Origin of the sequence: Streptomyces sp. NPDC091682, from assembly GCF_044756625.1 — a bacterium.
GTDB lineage: Bacteria > Actinomycetota > Actinomycetes > Streptomycetales > Streptomycetaceae > Streptomyces.
The window spans coordinates 94,636-109,415 of record NZ_JBIVTH010000002.1 but is presented as its reverse complement, the minus strand read 5'-3'; the positions used below and the strand labels follow the sequence as shown (position 1 = coordinate 109,415).

General features: G+C 73.3%; 14 protein-coding genes and 1 pseudogene. 9 read left to right on the top strand and 6 right to left on the bottom strand.

The window, feature by feature from the left end; translation table 11 throughout:
- Nucleotides 1-246 precede the first annotated feature (246 nt).
- A complete protein-coding gene (locus ACIQK6_RS04900) occupies nucleotides 247-750 on the top strand; it encodes a hypothetical protein (protein WP_329095710.1) in 504 nt (167 codons plus the stop codon).
- A gap of 18 nt (nucleotides 751-768) precedes the next feature.
- Here ACIQK6_RS04900 and ACIQK6_RS04895 read toward each other — a convergent pair.
- The 6 genes and pseudogenes from ACIQK6_RS04895 to ACIQK6_RS04870 all read right to left on the bottom strand — a co-directional run.
- Nucleotides 769-906, bottom strand: a pseudogene (locus ACIQK6_RS04895) (VOC family protein); the annotation flags it as partial.
- Between the two features lie 70 nt (nucleotides 907-976).
- Nucleotides 977-2,629 carry a D-alanyl-D-alanine carboxypeptidase/D-alanyl-D-alanine-endopeptidase gene (gene dacB / locus ACIQK6_RS04890; RefSeq protein WP_329095708.1) on the bottom strand — a complete coding sequence of 551 codons (1,653 nt, stop codon included), beginning with the start codon at nucleotides 2,627-2,629 and terminating at the stop codon, nucleotides 977-979.
- An 88-nt stretch (nucleotides 2,630-2,717) separates the two neighbouring features.
- Entirely contained in the window at nucleotides 2,718-4,154 is a 1,437-nt protein-coding gene (locus ACIQK6_RS04885) for a carotenoid oxygenase family protein (protein ID WP_329095706.1), read from the bottom strand.
- Nucleotides 4,155-4,301: 147 nt separating this feature from the next.
- The gene (locus ACIQK6_RS04880; protein WP_329095703.1) at nucleotides 4,302-4,679 is read right to left on the bottom strand and encodes a hypothetical protein; all 378 of its coding nucleotides are present in this window, start codon (nucleotides 4,677-4,679) and stop codon (nucleotides 4,302-4,304) included.
- 88 nt (nucleotides 4,680-4,767) lie between these two features.
- Nucleotides 4,768-6,282, bottom strand: coding sequence for a cytochrome ubiquinol oxidase subunit I (locus ACIQK6_RS04875; protein ID WP_329095702.1), 1,515 nt, complete (start codon nucleotides 6,280-6,282; stop codon nucleotides 4,768-4,770).
- Nucleotides 6,283-6,395: 113 nt separating this feature from the next.
- Nucleotides 6,396-7,475: a hypothetical protein gene (locus ACIQK6_RS04870; protein ID WP_329095700.1), complete on the bottom strand. Its 1,080-nt coding sequence runs from the start codon at nucleotides 7,473-7,475 to the stop codon at nucleotides 6,396-6,398.
- 172 nt (nucleotides 7,476-7,647) lie between these two features.
- Between ACIQK6_RS04870 and ACIQK6_RS04865 the strand changes: the two genes are divergently transcribed.
- From ACIQK6_RS04865 to ACIQK6_RS04830, 8 genes are all read left to right on the top strand, one after another.
- Nucleotides 7,648-8,073, top strand: a complete 426-nt coding sequence (locus ACIQK6_RS04865; protein ID WP_329095698.1) for an Ig domain-containing protein — start codon at nucleotides 7,648-7,650, stop codon at nucleotides 8,071-8,073.
- 79 nt (nucleotides 8,074-8,152) lie between these two features.
- Nucleotides 8,153-8,770, top strand: coding sequence for a nucleoside/nucleotide kinase family protein (locus ACIQK6_RS04860; RefSeq protein ID WP_329095696.1), 618 nt, complete (start codon nucleotides 8,153-8,155; stop codon nucleotides 8,768-8,770).
- A 172-nt stretch (nucleotides 8,771-8,942) separates the two neighbouring features.
- Complete coding sequence (locus tag ACIQK6_RS04855) at nucleotides 8,943-9,605, top strand: hydrolase (protein ID WP_329095694.1); 663 nt, start codon at nucleotides 8,943-8,945, stop codon at nucleotides 9,603-9,605.
- Between the two features lie 5 nt (nucleotides 9,606-9,610).
- Nucleotides 9,611-10,114 (top strand): DoxX family membrane protein, encoded by a 504-nt coding sequence (locus tag ACIQK6_RS04850; RefSeq protein ID WP_329095693.1) that lies wholly within the window; start codon nucleotides 9,611-9,613, stop codon nucleotides 10,112-10,114.
- A gap of 148 nt (nucleotides 10,115-10,262) precedes the next feature.
- The gene (locus tag ACIQK6_RS04845) at nucleotides 10,263-11,093 is read left to right on the top strand and encodes an alpha/beta hydrolase (RefSeq protein ID WP_329095692.1); all 831 of its coding nucleotides are present in this window, start codon (nucleotides 10,263-10,265) and stop codon (nucleotides 11,091-11,093) included.
- Between the two features lie 62 nt (nucleotides 11,094-11,155).
- Nucleotides 11,156-12,109, top strand: coding sequence for an alpha/beta hydrolase (locus ACIQK6_RS04840; RefSeq protein ID WP_329095690.1), 954 nt, complete (start codon nucleotides 11,156-11,158; stop codon nucleotides 12,107-12,109).
- Entirely contained in the window at nucleotides 12,106-14,019 is a 1,914-nt protein-coding gene (locus ACIQK6_RS04835; RefSeq protein WP_329095689.1) for an amidohydrolase, read from the top strand. The genes ACIQK6_RS04840 and ACIQK6_RS04835 overlap by 4 nt, the downstream gene beginning before the upstream one ends.
- Nucleotides 14,020-14,052: 33 nt before the next feature.
- Entirely contained in the window at nucleotides 14,053-14,778 is a 726-nt protein-coding gene (locus ACIQK6_RS04830; protein ID WP_329095687.1) for a hypothetical protein, read from the top strand.
- The last annotated feature ends 2 nt before the right edge of the window (nucleotides 14,779-14,780 follow it).

Below are 14,780 nucleotides of genomic sequence, written 5' to 3'. Positions count from 1 at the left end.
CGGGACTTCCGGGGAAGGACCCGCCCGTTCACTCGTCAACACCTCCTCCTGGGGGAGGACGGCCGAGGCGGGCGTTCAGACGGCGGTCGCGCTTCGGTGGATCCTGCCCCGACGCTTCATGCGGTGCACCGCGCCCGGTCCCTCATGCCCCGCGCGCGGTACGGCGGCCGTCCGGTGTGTCTGCGGCCCTCCGTTCCCGGCGGGCGGTATGGATGGTGGGTCGGGGACGAGAGCGGGGAGCGGTGCGTGGCGGCGATGGTCGGACTGTTCTGGGTCACTCCGGACGCGGTGTACGTGGGGTCGCCGCCGAACGCCGTCGGAGTCGGCGTCCGGCTGACCGCCGGGGGCCTGGAATCGATGGACCCCGACAGCCCCCGGACGTGGACCTGGACGGAGTTGCGTTCCGCCGTGGTCGAGGACGTTCCCGGGCACAACCCGGTGGGCCGTGCGACGAAGGCCCTCGGCGCGATGATCTCGGCCGCGATCGGAGCGGACTACCTCGGCGAGGGTCCGCCCGAGATGACGCTGCGCCTGGAAACGGAGGAAGGTACGCACGAGGTCACCGTCCACGCAGCGGTGGCGGGCTATCCCGCCGAGGAGGTACGGCTCTCCCAGGACCTGCTCGACCGCTACGTGGCGGGAACCGCCGACCCGCGGGCCCTCGAGGAGTGGGGACGGGAGTACGCCCCGGAGGGCACCCCCGAGCCGCGGGCGCGGGAGGCCCTGCTGCACGCCTGGGCGCAGCCGTAGCCGCGGTCCCGCCCCCGCTCAGTCGATGCAGAACTCGTTGCCCTCGATGTCCAGCATCGGGATGCACGAATCGGTACCGTCGTACAGCGTTCGCACGTGCACCGCACCGAGCGGGACCAGCCGTGCGCATTCGGCCTCGAGTGCGGCGAGGCGCTCCGGTTCCGCACAGTCGAAGGTGACTTGGAACTTCTTGATCGACGACATCGGCCCAGCATAGGGCCGGGCTCTAGGACGACTCCTGGAGGTAGGCGGCGATCATCGCGAGGTCGTTGGAGATGGCCAGCACCTCGGTGGGGTCGGCGCCCGGTGTGGAGGCGCCGTTGACGCCCGCGTAGAAGGTGTCGAAGCGGCCGCCGCCCTTGCCGAGGTAGCCCGCGATGGTGATGGCGCCCACGGCCAGCCGGTCGTTGAGCGCGTCACCGCCGACGGCCGCGCCGGTCTTGGCGAACACCTTCCCCCGGGCCGGACAGCTGCGGCAGTTCTCGGCCAGCAGGCCGTCCACCCCGAGGATGGGCAGGGCCTCCCGGAACAGCCGCGCGTCCGGGGTCCGTTGCCAGTACGCCAGCATCTGCACCAGCACCTGTGGCGTGGCCCGGTCGGCGGGGTTTCCGCCCCGGCCGTCCATGAGCTGCGCCTGCTCGCGGTCGACGCCGGCCTCGTCGAGGAAGTCGGCGAGCACCGGGAAGCCGGCCGGGCACTGGTCGCTCTTCGCGGTGACGGCGAGCAGGCAAATGCCGAGGTTGGCGCCCAGGTTGTGGCTGACCTTGAGGATCAGCTTGGCGTACTGGGCGTAGGGCGGGGAGGTGTACGCGGCCACGCGCGGGCGTCCGTCGTAGTCGCGCGGCAGCCGCCCCACCGGATTGGGGCCCGACGGGTCCGCGGTGACGTGCACCCCGGCACGTTCGAGGGCCTCGATCAGCGCGACGCGGCCGAAGGCGGCCGGATCGCCGATCGGCGAGGTGCGCAGCAGCGGTGCGGAGTCCGCCGCGATCGTCCCGGTCAGGCGGATCCGGGTGCCGCCGTCGGTGGCCGTCACCGTGACCGCGGTCGGCTCCCCGGCCGCCACGGTCTTCACCGCCGAGGTGACCTCGTAGGGCGCGACCTTGGGCCGCCAGTCCAGCCGGGCGGCCGCGCCGGGCCGGCTCCCGGGGGTGGTCATGAGGTCGATCAGGTTGTCGTTGATGATCAGGGGCGTCGGGGTGGGGACGAGCTCCGGGTCGGGGACGAACAGCCGGCTGTCGACGATCACGTCGCCGTCGACGCGGGTGATGCCGGAGTCGCGCACCTGCCGGGCGAGCCGGTCGATCCCGGCGAGCGGGTTCTCCGGAGTGAGGGTCGCGCCGGGGAAGTCGTTGGCGTAGGTGTGGTCGAGGTCGGTGTACGCGACCGTGCCGTCGGGGCGCGTCCGGCCGCCCATGGTGAGGTCGCCCTGGGCGACGAGGTCGAGGTCACCGGTCAGCGTGGCGCCGTCGCGCGCGCCGACCGCGTAGAGCGGGGTCACGAAGCGGTGGTCGGCGCCGAGGGTGTGCCACGGGCCCGAGACGCTGATCAGCTTCGCGGTGGATCCGGGAATGAAGAACTGCTCGGGGAAGAGGCTGTGCACCACGCGGCCGCTCTCCGGGTCGGTCTGCAGCAGGCCCCACTGGGCATTGCGGTAGTCCGGCTTGCGCATGATCTCCGTGATGCGCGGGTCGAGGCCGGCGATTCCCGTGTCACCCGTCGCCGACGGCGTGGTCGCAGACGGAGAAGGGGGCGGGGTCGGCGTCGGGTCCGCCCCGGTCGCGGTACCCGAGGCGAGGGCCACGAACAGCAGGACGGCACAGGCGACGGCCGTACCGCGCCGAGGAGGTGCCGGTGCGGGGTGGATCGGTCTGCTCACAGCGCGCTCCGTTCGTCGCGGCTGTTTCCTCCCGAGGCCAGGAAACAGAGTGGTACGGCCGCGCCGCGCCGGCGCGCCGGGCGGGGTCTCACTCCTCGGTCGGCAGCCAGCAGCCGTGCAGGCCGAGCGGGACGCGCACGGGGATGCGGGCGCGGGCCACCGGGCCCGCGGCGGGATCCTCGGCGGGGATGACCAGGAACCAGCTCGAACCGTCGGTGCGGTCCGTGGCGAAGGTCAGCCAGTGGCCGCCCTCCTCGGAGCCGGTCCCCGAGCCCGGCGCGGGGGCGAAGACCGGCTCGCCCACGGAAAGGTCCCCGGCCGGCCAGACCCGGGAGGTGCCGCGCTCGACGTCGTACCAGCGCACGGCGTCGAACTCGCCCGGCAGCAGGTCCGTCCGCCCGGTTTCGGAGGCCAGCGCGGTGTGCCGGTGGCGCCGCCCGATGCGCCGGTCGTCGACCCGCGGGAACTCCACCCGCGCGTCGTCCAGGGGGGTACGGACCATGCTGCCGGCGGCAGGGTCGAGGCGCGCCCGCACCAGGCCACCGCTGATCGGTTCGCCGTCCCCTTCCGGGCCGCCGACGGTGAGCCTGCTCCACTGCACGTAGTCGAGGACCACCGGGGCGTCCGCGCCCGGGCCGTCGTCGTACGCGTTCACGGTGTGCCACGCCCAGAAGGCCTCGTCGGCCGCCCAGCGCACCGGTCCGCCGTCGCGGGGGATCAGCGCCACCCGGGTGCCGCGTTCGGGGCGCCAGGCCAGGAAGGAGCCGCCGCTCATGGCCGCGGCGAGGTCGAAGAAGGCCGGGGCGAGGACGAGGACGGCGTAGCGGCCGGTCAGGGCCATGTCGTGGATCATCATCGGCTCGTCCACCCCGTCGACGGGAGTGGGCCCGCGGCTGACCCTGCCGTCGCGGTCGATGACCGACCAGGTCAGGTAGGGCGGCTCCAGGCCGTAACAGAAGACGACCATCTCGCCCGTGACTGGGTCGATCTTCGGGTGGGCGGTGATGCCCGCGGGCAGCGCCCCGCCGAAGTCCTCGCGGCCGAGCGTCGCCAGTTCGGTGTCGATCCGGAACGGGCAGGCCGACTCGGCGAGGGCCAGCAGGCGTCCGGAGTGCCGGACGACGTTGATGTCGGGCATGTCCCGGAAGGTGCCGGCGAGCTCCGGCCCCACCTGGTCGGCGTCCGGCACGATCATCGATTCGAGGCCGCCCCACAGGGCGCGGCCGGCCCGTTCCTCGGCCAGCAGCGCGGGGGTGCGTACGAAGCGGTTGCGGTAGCGGGCCCGCCCGCCGGAGAGCCACACGCCGTGCAGCATGCCGTCACCGTCGATGGGGTAGAGGTACGAGCCGATCGGGGTGAACCGCGGATTGGGGCCGTTGCGCAGGTACAGGCCGTCCAGGGTGTCCGGCAGTTCGCCCGTGACCTCCAGGTCCGTGACGTCGACCTCGTCGGACACGGGCGCGAAGGACCCCAGCAGGTGGGGGACGCGGGTCGGGTCGAAGCGGGGTGGCACGTAGGTGTTCACGGGACCTCCCGGTGCGCGGTCCTCCGTGGGCGCGCTGGTACGGCACCTTCCAGTGAAACCCTCGGGGGGTGAGGGTGCCAGGCAGGCCCGGACCGGCCCGGGCGGTCCGGGACCGGTACCGCCCGCGCCAGCCGGTACTGGGCGACCTCAGGAGGACGTGAAGAGCTCCTCCTGCGCGCCGTCGAGGACGAACCCGTTGTCGATGCGGACACGGACCGTCACACGGAGCTTCTGCTCCTGGAAGGCGATCCACGCCGGTTCCAGGGAGGCGACCTGCTCCTCGAGCTGTTTCCGGCTCCCCTCGGGCATCTGATGGCCGAAGGAATCGAGGAGCGACTTCAGGCGCTCGTACTCGCGGACGTCCTCGCCGCTCTGCGGCCGGTGCTCGTCCACCCGCTCGACGGTGCCCCCGGTGCCCGAGGCCAGGGCCAGGAACCCGGCGACCGCGTCCCCCGCCGCCGTGAGCGAACCGGTCAGCGTGAGGTCCGCGGCCAGCCTCACCCGCTGGCCTTCGTTCAACGTCATCGATCCCTCATCTCCCCGGTCGGTGCACGAGCCTATCGGTGACCCGCACGCCGGGGCCGACCGGCACCAGCACGGCCACCGGCACCGCTCAGTACGAGAACGCCATCGGCCGGTCGTGGTCGTCGTGGTCGCCGCCGATCCGGGTGGGCGGGTCGAGTTCGTGCGGTGCCGGTTCGGCGGGGCCCGCCCGCACGGCCCGGACCATCAGGGTGATCTCGATCGCGGCGAGTACGGCGTACAGCGCGGTGTAGGCCGTGAGGGAGGCGATCACCTCGCCCTGGGAGACCTCGGGGGACACGGCGCCGGCCGTGCGCAGCAGCCCGTAGACCACCCACGGCTGGCGGCCCATTTCCGTGAAGATCCAGCCCCAGGAGGTGGAGACGAGCGGGAACGCCAGGGTCCACAGGGTCAGCCACCAGTACCAGGCGGTCGCCCTCGGGGGAAGCGGGCGGGAGCGGGTCAGGGCGAGCCGTGGCACCTCGTCCTCGGTGGTGCGCAGGGCGGGCCGGAGCAGGAAGCGGCGCCGCGTCAGCCACAGGCCGAGCAGGCCCAGGCCGAACGAGGCCATGCCGAAACCGATCATGAAGCGGAAGCCCCAGAAGGCGACGGGGATGTTCGGGAGGTAGTCGCCGGGACCGTACCGCGCCTCCTCGGCGGCGGCGGTGTCGTTGATCCCGGGGACGTAGGCGGTGAAGTTGCCCTCCGCGAGGAAGGACAGCAGCCCGGGGATGGACCATTCGACCGTGTTGTGACCTTCGGACACGTCACCGATGGCGAAGACGGAGAAGGGCGCGGAGGTCTGGCCCTCCCACAGGGCTTCGGCCGCGGCCATCTTCATCGGCTGCTGCTGGAACATGACCTTCGCCAGCGTGTCCCCGCTCAGGGCCACGAGCAGGCCGGAAACGGTCAGGGTGACCAGGCCCAGGCGCAGCGAGGCCCGCATCACGGGAACGTGCCGGCCGCGCCGCAGGTGGAACGCCGCCACGCCCGCCATGAGGGCCCCGCCGGTCAGGAACGCGGCGGCGAGGGTGTGGTAGACGACCACGAGCGTGGTCTCCTGCGTGAGTACGGCGAGGAAGTCGGTGAGTTCGGCGCGCCCGGTCTCGGGCGAGATGGTGTACCCGACGGGGTGCTGCATCCACGAGTTGGCCGCGAGGATGAACCAGGCGGAGAGCACGGCCCCGACGGCCATCGCCCAGACACAGGCCAGGTGGATCCGCTTCGGCAGCCGGTCCCATCCGAAGATCCACAGGCCGATGAAGGTCGATTCGAGGAAGAAGGCGATCAGCGCCTCGAAGGCCAGGGGCGCGCCGAAGACGTCGCCGACGAACCGCGAGTACGTCGACCAGTTCATCCCGAACTGGAACTCCTGCACGATGCCCGTGACCACGCCCATCGCGACGTTGATCAGGAACAGCCGGCCCCAGAACGTGGTGGCCATCAGATAGGTGCGCTTCCCGGTCCGCACCCACGCGGTCTGCAGGACGGCCACGAGCACGCCGAGGGAGATCGTCAGCGGCACGAAGAGGAAGTGGTAGACGGTGGTGATGCCGAACTGCCACCGGGCCACCGTGTCGGGCGCCAGAGCCAGGTCCCACGGCATCCTCGTCCTCCTCAGCCCACGGCCGCTGCTTCCTGCGGGGCCACTCTGCCCGGCGCAGGGGCACACGGGCGGTCAGCGGCGGCCGACCCGCGCGGGGTTGCCCCGGACGGTCGTCAGGAGCGCACCGACACGTGGTCGGCGACGGCCTCGTGGGTCAGGTGGAGGCCCGCCCGCAGAACGGCGTCGTGCCGGGTGGGGTGCGCCGCGCGGTGGGCGAGGTCCAGGGCGCGGGCCCGGTCGAGGTCCGTGGCGCAGTCCCCGCCGCGCAGGGCGGTGTCCACGGTCCGGGCGGTGGCCCGGACCAGCGGGGCGAGCTCGCGCAGGGCGGTGTCGGACCCGGTTCCGGGAGGTGGGGCCGAGCCGTCGGTACGGGCGCGCTCCCGTAGTTCCCGGGTGAAGTACTGGAGGGTGAGGGCGGTCCGGGCGGCGAGCCTCAGCCGCTCTTCCAGCCCCTCCGGCGGCCGTTTGGGCGTACGGAGGTACAGCCGGGGGAGCCGGGTGCGTCGAGCGGCCCGCTCGTAGGCCGCGAGGCCGTTCCGCGGCCGCAGCCACAACTCCGCGTCCTCGGGGAGCCCCTGCGCGGTGGGCGGTCCGCCCGCGCCGAGCCGGTCGGCGACCGCACCCAGGAGGTCGTCGAGTTCGCCCCGGTACGTGCGGAGGCCGGCCGCGGCCGACCGGTACGGGTCCGGCGGCCACAGCAGCGGCCCCAGCAGGACGACGGTGGCGACGCCGACGGCGCTCTCCGCCAGCCGGGCCAGGGCGTAGCCGGGGAGGGCGGTCGCGTAGATCACCAGCGCGCTCACCAGGACCTGCTGGTTGGGGGCGCCGCCCCGGTACATCAGGTACATGCCCGCGCAGCCGCAGGCCAGTACGGCGAGGAAGGACACCGACGCGGCCACCGACACCGAGGTCACCGAGGAGGCCGTGGGCGGCGGCAGCCAGTGCAGCACGAGCGTGGTCAGCGCCACCCCCACGACGACGCCCACGAGCCGCTCCCAGCCCCGTCGCGGGGCGTCGTACACGTCGTCGCGCAGGATCAGCACGGCGGGCAGGGCGGCCGGCACCGGAACCGTGCTCGTGCCCCACCACAGGCAGAGGAACCAGGGCACGGCGGCGCACACGGCCAGGCGGGCGGCGGAGCGCACTCGGGCGCGGGGCGGCGGGTCGAGCGGGACGGGGACCGTACCGGGCATGGCGGACATCGTAGGCCCGTGCGGCCGGCCGCGCGCCATCGACGGGACGGCCGGGCCCGCCTATGATGCCGACGCGCCACGCACCTCGAACATGCATACCCACAAAGGGCGATGGCGGTGTCCGGGACCCGTACCGGGAACGCCGCTCCGCCCGACGAGTTCGGAGGTTCCGTTGAGCACATCCACACGCACCCCGCGCACCCCGCGCAGAATGGCGGCGCTGGCCGTCGGCCTGACCGCTGTCCTGGCAGCGTCGGTCGGTCCGTCCTTCGCCGCGCCGCACGGCTCGACCGGCCCGGCGGTGATGCGCACGGTGGCCGCCGCCCCGTCCGTGGTCAACCCGGGCAACCAGGTGTCCCTCCAGTACGACTCCGCGTACCTGCCGATGACCGCCAACGGTGGCGCGGCCCCCTACACCTGGTCGGCCGTCAACCTGCCGACCGGCGCCTCGATCAATCCCTCCACCGGCCTGATCTCGGGCCTCCTGCGCGGCAGCGGCATCCGTACGGTGGCCGTCACCGCCAAGGACGCCACGGGTGCGACCGGCTCCACCAGCTTCACCTGGCGCGTGATCCGCGACGCCTGTCCCCGCTGCTGACCCGGCGGCCCGGCACCCCCTCCCGAGCGCCGATCGCGGGGAGGGGTGCCGGGCGCTGCTCCTCGGGCAGGATGTGCGGATGAACACGACGGAAGCGGCATCGAGGGCACGGGCGCTGGCCACCGCGGGCGAGCGGCGCGTCCTGGGCATCGCCGGGCCCCCGGGGGCCGGAAAGTCGACGCTGGCCGCCCGGCTCGCGGACGCGCTCGGGCCGGAGCGGGCCGTCGTGGTCCCGATGGACGGCTTCCACCTCGCCCAGGCCGTGTTGGACCGCCTGGGCCGCGCCGACCGCAAGGGCGCCCCGGACACCTTCGACGCCGCCGGCTACGCCGCCCTGCTGCGCCGACTGCGCACACCGCACGGCCCCACAGTGTACGCGCCCGCCTTCGACCGCTCCCTGGAGGAACCGATCGCGGGCAGCATCCCCGTGTCCCCGGACGTACCGCTGGTGATCACGGAGGGGAACTACCTGCTGCACGACGCGGGGGAGTGGGCCTCGGTGCGCCCCCTGCTGGACGAGGCCTGGTACCTCGCCCCGGCCGAGGACCTGCGCCTGGAGCGGCTGATCGGCCGTCATGTACGACACGGCAAGGACCCCGCGCACGCGCGCGCATGGGTGGCGCGCTCGGACGAACGCAACGCCCGCCTCGTCGCCCTCGGCCGCCACCGCGCCGACTTCGTCCTCGACGCCGACTGACGGCGCCCGGCCGGGCGCACGCGGCGGGTCGCCGTCGTGCGCTCTCGTGCCAACACCCGTGCACGGTAAGGAAAGTCGGGCGGGCGGGGCGTCCGTAGCTTTCGGGGTGTGCCGGGCCGCGGGATCGATCGCGGACGGCGATGATCCATAGTGCTCCGGGAGGACACCCCCCATGTTCGACATCAACCAGGTCCAGGCCGCCCCGAGCGCGGACCTGCTCACGCCCGACAACGCGGTCATGCTCTTCGTCGACCACCAGCCGCAGATGTTCTTCGGTACCGGCAGCGGTGACCGCGCCGCCATCATCAACAGCACGGTGGGCCTCGCGAAGGCGGCCAGGGCCTTCGACGTGCCGGTCGTGCTGACCACCGTCGCCGCCGAGTCCTTCTCCGGTCCGCTGTTGCCCCAGCTCGCCGAGGTGTTCCCCGGGCACGAGGTCATCGACCGTACGTCGATGAACGCGTGGGAGGACGAGGCGCTCGTGGCGGCGGTCAAGGCGACCGGACGCAAGAAGATCGTCCTGTCGGGCCTGTGGACGGAGGTCTGCCTGGTGCTGCCCGCCCTGTCCGCACTGGAACAGGGCTACGAGGTCTACGTGGTCTCCGACGCCTCCGGAGGCGTCAGCCCGACCGCCCACGAGCACGCCGTCCAGCGGATGCTGGCCGCCGGAGCCGTGCCGGTGACCTGGGTACAGGTGCTGCTGGAGCTCCAGCGCGACTGGGCCCGCCAGGAGACGTACGGCGCCGTCATGGAGATCGTCAAGGCCCACGCCGGCGCCTACGGCCTCGGCGTCGTCTACGCGCAGGCCGTCATCGGCGAGCACGCGGCCGGCTGACCCCGTTGGACACCGGCATCCTGATGTTGCGTCTGCTGGTGGGCCTCCTCGTCGCCGCCCACGGGGTGCAGAAGGTCAGCCGGCACCTGGGCGGCCACGGCCTCGACGGCGGTGCGCGCGAGTTCCGCGCCGACGGTTTCCGCGGCGGCGTCCTCACCGCCCTCGCGGCGGGCGGCGGCCAGATCGGATCGGGCCTCCTGCTGGCCGCCGGCCTGCTGACCCCGCTCGCCGCGACCGGTGTCATCGGCGTGATGACCGTCGCCCTCACCGTGAAGTGGCCCGGCGGCCTCTGGGTGCAGAACGACGGCTACGAGTACCCCCTGGTGCTGATCGTCACCGCCGCCGCCCTGGCGGCCACCGGGCCCGGCGCCCTCTCCCTCGACGCGGTGATCGGCCTCACCCCGTACCCGCTGTGGTGGACGGCCCCCGTACTCGCGGCGGGCGTCGGCAGCGGCCTGCTCACCCGGCTCGTCCTGCACCGCGCCCCGGCCGCCGCCGACCACGGCTGAGCCCTCCACGGCCGGTCCCTCCACGCCGCACGGACCGGGCCCGGCCGTCCGCGCACCCCCCTGTGCGCCGACCGGCCGGGCCCGCCCGGTCCACCCGGCCCCACACCCACGCACCACCCGTACACATCCGACAGAGGAGCACCACCCCATGCCGTACATCAAGGTCGCAGAAGGCAACACCGCCCCCGTCGAGCTCTACTACGAGGACCACGGCACCGGCGCGCCGGTCGTGCTGATCCACGGCTGGCCGCTGAGCGGGGCCTCCTGGGAGAAGCAGACGGCCGCCCTGCTCGCCGCCGGCCACCGGGTCATCACCTACGACCGGCGCGGCTTCGGCCGCTCCGACCAGCCCGCCGACGGCTACGACTACGACACCTTCGCCTCCGACCTGAACGAGGTCCTCACCGCGCTCGACCTGCGCGACGCCGTCCTGGTCGGCTTCTCGATGGGCAGCGGCGAAGTGACCCGCTACCTCGGCACCTACGGCAGCGCGCGCATCGCCAAGGCCGTCATGATCGGCGTGGTGCCGCCCTTCCTGCTCAAGACGGACGACAACCCCGGCGGGGTGGACGCCGGCGTCTTCAAGGGCATCGAGGACGCCATCACCGTCGACCGCTTCGCGTTCATGAGCTCCTTCTTCGCCGACTTCTACAACGTCGACGTCCTCGGCGGCGAACGCATCAGCGAGGAGGCGGTCCGCGCCAGTTGGAACGTGGCCGTCGGCGCCTCCGCCAAGGGCACCCTCGACTGCGTCCAGGCCTGGCTCACCGACTTCCGGGCCGACCTCCCCCGCATCGACGTGCCCACGCTCATCATCCACGGCGACGCCGACCGCACGCTGCCCATCGAGGCCACGGCGATCCCCCTGGCGAAGAGCATCGCCGGCGCGCAGCTCACGGTCGTCCCCGGCGGCCCGCACGGCCTGACCTGGACCCACGCCGCCGAGGTCAACACCGCCCTGCTCGCCTTCCTCCGCTGAGCACGGCCACGGCCCCCGTCACGGCCACCAGCCCCCGACACCCCCACCGAAGGAGAGCCCCCATGTCCGAAGAGCCGGTACTCGAAGCCGCCGCCCAGGCCTTCGCCCACGCCACCGCCCAGCCGCCGTACCTCTACCAGATCCCCGTCGCCGACGGCCGGAAGGCCGTGGACGACGTGCAGAGCGGCGAGGGCGTCGCCCTGCCCGCCGTCGACGAGGAATGGATCACCGTCCAGGGCGGCCCCACCGGCGACGTCCGCACCCGGATCGTGCGCCCCCGCGGCTCCAACGGCCCGCTGCCCGTCATCCTCTACTTGCACGGCGCGGGCTGGGTCTTCGGCAACGCCCACACCCACGACCGGCTGGTGCGCGAACTGGCCGTCGGCGCAGGGGCGGCCGTGGTCTTCCCCGAGTACGACCTGTCGCCCGAGGCCCGCTACCCGGTCGCCATCGAGCAGAACTACACCGTCGCCCAGTGGGTGGCCCGCGAGGGACACCACGAGGACCTCGACGGCTCCCGGATCGCCGTCGCCGGCGACTCGGTCGGCGGCAACATGAGCGCCGCCCTCACCCTCATGGCCAAGCAGCGCGGCGACGTCCGCATCCTCCACCAGGTCCTCTTCTACCCGGTCACCGACGCGGCCTTCGACACCGACTCCTACGCGCAGTTCGCCGAGGGCTACTTCCTGCGCCGCGACGCCATGCGCTGGTTCTGGGACCAGTACACGACCGACGCGGCCGAGCGGGCGCAGATCACCGCCTCCCCGCTGCGCGCCTCCCTCGATCAGCTCACCGGGCTGCCGCCCGCCCTGGTCATCACCGCCGAGGCCGACGTGCTGCGCGACGAGGGCGAGGCGTACGCCGCCCGGCTGCGCGCCGCCGGCGTCCCGGTCACGGCCCTGCGCGTCCTGGGCACCATCCACGACTTCGTCATGCTGAACGCGCTGCGCGAGACGCGGGCCGCGTCGCTCGCCATCGGCCAGGCAGTAGAGACCCTGCGCGAGGCCCTGGCATGACGGCCCCGGCCGGTACGACGAGCATGCCCGTGGCCGGCGTGGTCCCCGCCGCCGGCCCGGCGGATCCGGCGGCCGGGCGCCCGGCCGCCGACCTGCTCGTGCGCAACGCGAAGGTGTACACCGGGGACCCGGCCCGGCCCGAGGCCCGCGCCGTCGCGATCCGCGACGGCCGCGTCGTGGCCCTCGGCGACGACCACGACCTCGCCGGGCTCGTGGGCCCGGCGACCCGGGTGGTCGACGCCCTCGGCCGCCGCGTGGTCCCCGGGCTGAACGACTCGCACCTGCACGTCATCCGGGGCGGCCTGAACTACGTGCTGGAGCTGCGCTGGGACGGCGTACGCAGCCTGCGCCACGCGCTGGCCATGCTGCGCGAGCAGGCCGGCCGCACCCCCAAGGGCCAGTGGATCCGGGTGGTCGGCGGTTGGACGGCCGAGCAGTTCGCCGAACGCCGGATGCCGACCGTGGCCGAGCTGAACGCCGCCGCGCCCGACACCCCGGTGTTCGTCCTGCACCTCTACCAGTCGGCGCTGATGAACCGGGCGGCCGTGCGGGCCGCCGGATTCACCCGTGCCACCCCCGACCCGCGCGGCGGGCAGATCGTACGGGGCCGCGACGGCGAGCCCACCGGGGTCCTCCTGGCGGCACCGAGCGCGCTCGTCCTGTACTCCACCCTGGCCAAGGCGCCGACCCTGGACGCGGGCGACCGGCGGAACTCGACGCGGCACTTCCTGCGCGAGCTGAACCGCTTCGGGCTGACCTCGGCGGTCGACGCCGCCGGCGGGTTCCAGAACTTCCCCGACGACTACGCCACCGTCATCGACCTGGCCCGGTCGGGGGAGCTTTCGCTGCGCATCACCTACCACCTGTTCCCGCAGACCGCCGGGCAGGAGCTCGCCGATCTGAAACGTTGGACCGAGACCGTCGAGCCGGGGGACGGTGACGAGTGGCTGCGCCTCGGCGGCGCCGGCGAGAACCTGACCTGGGCGGCCGCCGACTTCGAGAACTTCTCCGAGCCCCGCCCGGCGCTCACCGAAGGGTACGAGGCCGAGTTCGAGCAGGCCGTCCGGCTGCTGATAGAGAACGGCTGGGGCTTCCGGCTCCACGCCACCTACGACGAGACGATCCGCCGCGACCTGGCGGTGTTCGAGAAGCTCGCCGCCGAAGGGCTCTTCCCCGGCGGGAACCGCTGGCTCTTCGACCACGCCGAGACCGTCTCCGCCGACAGCCTGGACCGCATCGCCGCCCTCGGCGGCGCCCTCTCCGTACAGAACCGGATGTCCTTCCAGGGAACCGCCTTCCTCGACCGCTACGGCGCCGAGGCCGCCTCCCAGGCCCCACCGGTCCGCGCCATGCTCGACCGGGGCCTCACCGTCGCCGCCGGCACCGACGCCACGCGCGTGTCCTCGTACAACCCGTGGGTCTGCCTGCACTGGCTCGTGACCGGCCGCACCGTGGGCGGTACGCCGCTCCACCCGGCCGGGACCTCCATCGACCGGGAGACCGCGCTCGGCCTCTACACCCGGGGCGGTGCGCAGCTCACCGGTGAGGAGGACGTCAAGGGCGTGCTGCGGGAGGGCTGTTACGGGGACCTCTCGATCCTGTCGGAGGACTACTTCAGCGTGCCCGAGGCCGCTATCCCGGGCATCGAGTCCCTGTGCACGGTCGTCGGCGGCCGCATCGTGTACGCGACCGCCGAGTACGAGGGCCTGGACGAGCCGCTCCCGCCGGTCAGCCCGCAGTGGGCGCCGGTGGCCCGCTTCGGCGGGTACCAGGGGGGCGGCGCACGTCAGGCCGAGCTGATGGCCGAAGCCGTTGCCGAGTCCGAACGGCACTGGCTGTGGCGACGGGCGCGCGGATCGGCGCCCGAGACGCCGCCGCAGCCCTTCGTCGACCCGTGCTTCGCGCACTGACCCACGGAACAACGGAACAGGGGAACCCACCAGATGAGTACGGTCCCGGGCAACACCGCCGCGGGCGGCCCGGACGGGGTGGCGCCCCGGCGCCGCCACGAACCGGACCTCCGGGCGATGACGCGGATCAACCTGCACCCCATCGCCTCACCGATGCCTCTGGGCTTCTTCACGGTGGCGATCGCCTCGGTGATGACCGGCTGCCTGCAGCTCGGGGTCTTCGAGGCCGCCGACCGCAGGGCCGTCGCCCTGTGCGTGCTGCCCGCCTTCGCCCTCCAACTCCTAGTGAGCTTCCTGGCGTTCGGTGCCCGGGACGTGATCGCGGCCACGCTCATGGGCACGTTCGCCGGCAGTTGGCTGGCGTACGCCCTCGTGACGGGAACCGGTGCGGTCGGCGGCCACCGGGTCCTGGGCGTGTTCAACCTGGCGCTGCTGTGCTTCGGGGCGCTGATGGCCCTCGTGACCCGCCCCAAGCGGGCCCTGTGGCTGGTCATCGTGGTCTCCCTGCCCCGCTGGGCGGCCACCGGCCTGGCGGGGCTGACCGGGGCCGAGTGGCCCGGACAGCTGGCCGGAGCCCTCGGCCTCCTGGTGGCCCTCGTCGCCACCTACGCCGCCTTCGCGCTGATGCTGGAGGACATGCGCGGCGAACAGGTGCTGCCCATCGGCCGCAGCGGCCCCGCCCACACCGCGGTCGAGGGGGATCTGGCCGGGCAACTGCGGAACCTGGAACGCCAGGCGGGGGTGCGGCGCACGCTGTGAGA

Bases quoted from the DNA above. Each gene is read 5' to 3' on its own strand.
- ACIQK6_RS04880 (WP_329095703.1), bottom strand. From the start codon at position 4,679: ATGACGTTGAACGAAGGCCAGCGGGTGAGGCTGGCCGCGGACCTCACG.
- ACIQK6_RS04875 (WP_329095702.1), bottom strand. From the start codon at position 6,282: ATGCCGTGGGACCTGGCTCTGGCGCCCGACACGGTGGCCCGGTGGCAG.
- ACIQK6_RS04870 (WP_329095700.1), bottom strand. From the start codon at position 7,475: ATGCCCGGTACGGTCCCCGTCCCGCTCGACCCGCCGCCCCGCGCCCGA.
- ACIQK6_RS04860 (WP_329095696.1), top strand. From the start codon at position 8,153: ATGAACACGACGGAAGCGGCATCGAGGGCACGGGCGCTGGCCACCGCG.
- ACIQK6_RS04855 (WP_329095694.1), top strand. From the start codon at position 8,943: ATGTTCGACATCAACCAGGTCCAGGCCGCCCCGAGCGCGGACCTGCTC.
- ACIQK6_RS04845 (WP_329095692.1), top strand. From the start codon at position 10,263: ATGCCGTACATCAAGGTCGCAGAAGGCAACACCGCCCCCGTCGAGCTC.
- ACIQK6_RS04840 (WP_329095690.1), top strand. From the start codon at position 11,156: ATGTCCGAAGAGCCGGTACTCGAAGCCGCCGCCCAGGCCTTCGCCCAC.
- ACIQK6_RS04835 (WP_329095689.1), top strand. From the start codon at position 12,106: ATGACGGCCCCGGCCGGTACGACGAGCATGCCCGTGGCCGGCGTGGTC.
- ACIQK6_RS04830 (WP_329095687.1), top strand. From the start codon at position 14,053: ATGAGTACGGTCCCGGGCAACACCGCCGCGGGCGGCCCGGACGGGGTG.